This window comes from Herbaspirillum sp. B65, assembly GCF_000333555.1.
Lineage (GTDB): Bacteria > Pseudomonadota > Gammaproteobacteria > Burkholderiales > Burkholderiaceae_D > Herbaspirillum > Herbaspirillum rubrisubalbicans.
In genome coordinates this window covers 1-3,000 of record NZ_BADI01000093.1, presented here as the reverse complement: position 1 = coordinate 3,000, position 3,000 = coordinate 1, and the positions used below count along the sequence as shown (strand labels likewise).

The following is a 3,000-nucleotide window of genomic DNA, read 5'->3' as shown; positions in this document are numbered from 1 at the left end:
AGCATGGCGTTGGCGCCCAGGCGGCTCTGTTTCTCGGTGCCGTCCAGGTCGATCAGGGTGCGTCCCAGGAAGGCTTGCTCATTGGCGTCCAGGCCCATGATGGCTTCCGAGATCTCGGTGTTGATGTTTTCGCAGGCTTGCAGCACGCCCTTGCCGAAGTAGCGGCTCTTGTCACCGTCACGCAGTTCGATCGCTTCGCGCGAACCGGTGGATGCGCCCGAAGGCACGGCAGCGCGACCCAGCACGCCGGACTCCAGCAGCACGTCGCATTCCACGGTGGGATTGCCACGCGAGTCGATCACTTCGCGGCCGATAATATCAACGATTGCACTCATTCCAGATCTCCATCGAGGTTTTAAAAATTGGTGGCGGGTGCAGGCCCGGTGGCCGGGGCGCCCATGTTGAAACGGCCGCCCGACGGCAGCCGTTTCACGCATCAGGCCGGCAACTTATGCCTGGCCCTTCGACGCCGCGTGATGCGCCAGCGCCGCGCGGATGTACGAAATGAACAGCGGATGGCCGTCACGCGGAGTGGACTTGAACTCCGGGTGATACTGCACGCCGATGTAGAACGGGTGAGCGTTCTCGCCGGTGCGCGGCAACTCCATGATTTCGCACAGGTCTTCGCTCGGGGTACGGGCCGAGACGACCATGCCCGCCTCTTCCACGCGGCCAAGGTAGAAGTTGTTGGCTTCATAGCGATGGCGGTGACGTTCGGTCACGCTGTCGCCATAGATTTCGGCGGCCAGGGTACCCGGCTTGACGGCGCAGGTCTGCGCGCCCAGGCGCATGGTGCCGCCCAGGTCGGAATTGGCATCGCGACGCTCGACCTTGCCGTCATGGTTCTGCCATTCGTCGATCAGGGCCACCACCGGTTGCTCGGTATCGGGATCGAACTCGGTCGAGTTGGCCTTGGTCAGGCCGGCCTTGTTGCGGGCGTATTCCAGCAGTGCCACTTGCATCCCCAGGCAGATGCCCAGGTAAGGCACCTTGTTTTCGCGGGCATAGCGGGCTGCAGCGATCTTGCCTTCCACGCCGCGCTTGCCGAAGCCGCCCGGCACCAGGATGGCGTCGTACTTGCGCAGGGTGTCGGTACCGTTGGCTTCGATCTCTTCCGAATCCAGGTATTCGATATTGACGCGGCTGCCGGTGTGGATGCCGGCGTGACGCAGCGCTTCGGTGAGAGACTTGTAGGACTCGGTCAGGTCGACATACTTGCCGACCATGCCGATGGTGACTTCGTGCGAAGGATTGTTTTGCGCATCGATCAGCTTGTCCCACATCGACAGGTCAGCCGGCTTGGGCGACAGGCCCAGCTTTTCGCAGATGATGGTGTCCAGACCCTGGTCGTGCAGCATCTGCGGAATCTTGTAGATGGTGTCGGCATCCCAGACCGAGATGACGGCGTCGGCAGCGACGTTGGAGAACAGCGAGATCTTGTCGCGTTCATCGTCGGGGATGCGGCGGTCGGCACGGCACAGCAGCGCGTCGGGCGAGATACCGATCTCGCGCAGCTTCTGCACGCTGTGCTGGGTGGGCTTGGTCTTCAATTCGCCGGCCGAGGCCAGGAAGGGAACCAGAGTCAGGTGCACGAAGGCGGTGGCGTTGCGACCCGAGCGCAGGCTCAATTGGCGCGCCGCTTCCAGGAAGGGCAGCGACTCGATGTCACCGACGGTGCCGCCGATTTCCACCAGCGCCACGTCGAAACCTTCGGCGCCACGGTGGATGAATTCCTGGATCTCGTTAGTGATGTGCGGGATGACCTGGACGGTCTTGCCCAGGTATTCGCCACGACGTTCCTTGCGGATCACCGATTCATACACTTGGCCGGTGGTGAAATTGTTCACCTTCTTCATCTTGGCCGAGATGAAACGCTCGTAGTGCCCCAGGTCGAGGTCGGTCTCGGCGCCGTCGTCGGTGACGAACACTTCACCGTGCTGCAACGGGCTCATCGTGCCGGGGTCGACGTTGATGTAGGGATCGAGCTTGAGGAGGGTGACTTTGAGGCCGCGCGATTCGAGGATCGCAGCCAGGGACGCGGCGGCAATCCCTTTACCGAGGGAAGACACGACGCCGCCAGTGACAAATACAAACTTGGTCATTACAGATGAGTGCCGAACGGCACATGCGGGAAATTCAAATTATACCCCAAAATGCGCTCGTTTTTTAAGACCGTCTGCGATTAGTGTCTCTACTTCACCAAACTTGCAGCAAGAAAACATGCACGCCCGGGGGACTGCCTTCTTGACCATCGCCCCGGCAGATTGGTTCAGCCCGGCGCTATTGGCCGTGCTGCGCCCTCCCCTGCAACAGCTCGCCTATCATCGCGTGGGTAGCCTGCGCCGCTTGCACGGGCGACTCCATCGGGAACAGGTGGCCGCCGGCGATCTGGCGAAAATGCGCCCCCACCAGCCGGCGCGTGGCCTCCAGGCCGGCCATGCGGCACTCCACCGAATCGATCCCGCCGACAAAGCCGATCGGCAGCGGATAGGGCCGGCGCACCAGCGGCCCCAGGTGATGCGGGAGGGTGCGGTAGACGGCGGTCTCGGTCTCGCGCGAAAAGCGCAGTCGCACGCCACCACCCGGCTGCGGCACCAGCCCATGCTGCAGGTAGTCGCGCAAGACCTGCTGCGGCCAGGCGGCAAAGAGCGCCTTGGCGGCATAGTGCTGGTAGGCCGCCTCCATGTCGGGCCACTGGTCGCGGCGGCGCGCTGAAGCCACCGAAGGCGAGTGGCGGCTTTCATACTTGAACCATTTGGCCAGGCGCAACACCTGCGCCCGCCAACCCGCCACGATGGGCGAATCCAGCAGCACCACGCAGCGCACCAGGTGCGGCCGCTTGCGCGCGGCCATCAGCGCCAGGATGCCGCCCATGGAATGCCCCACCAGAATGACCGGCTCGGTGTAGCTGCGCTCCAGCTCCTCGCGCAGCTCGCGCGCCAGCGTGCGCCAGCCGTCATCGACCGGAAAGCGCGGATCATGGGCGGGATAGCAAGGCGC

The 3,000-nt window shown here is 63.4% G+C and carries 2 protein-coding genes and 1 pseudogene; all 3 read right to left on the bottom strand.

Annotated elements, in window-relative coordinates; genetic code table 11:
• A pseudogene (gene eno, locus I5W_RS02745) lies at positions 1–335 on the bottom strand (phosphopyruvate hydratase); the annotation flags it as partial.
• Positions 336–449: 114 nt separating this feature from the next.
• Positions 450–2,102: a CTP synthase gene (locus tag I5W_RS02740; protein WP_017450248.1), complete on the bottom strand. Its 1,653-nt coding sequence runs from the start codon at positions 2,100–2,102 to the stop codon at positions 450–452.
• Between the two features lie 178 nt (positions 2,103–2,280).
• Positions 2,281–3,000, bottom strand: a 720-nt coding sequence (locus I5W_RS02735; RefSeq protein WP_044528082.1) for an alpha/beta fold hydrolase, incomplete at its 5' end; no start/stop codon positions are given.

Bases quoted from the DNA above. Each gene is read 5' to 3' on its own strand.
- I5W_RS02740 (WP_017450248.1), bottom strand. From the start codon at position 2,102: ATGACCAAGTTTGTATTTGTCACTGGCGGCGTCGTGTCTTCCCTCGGT.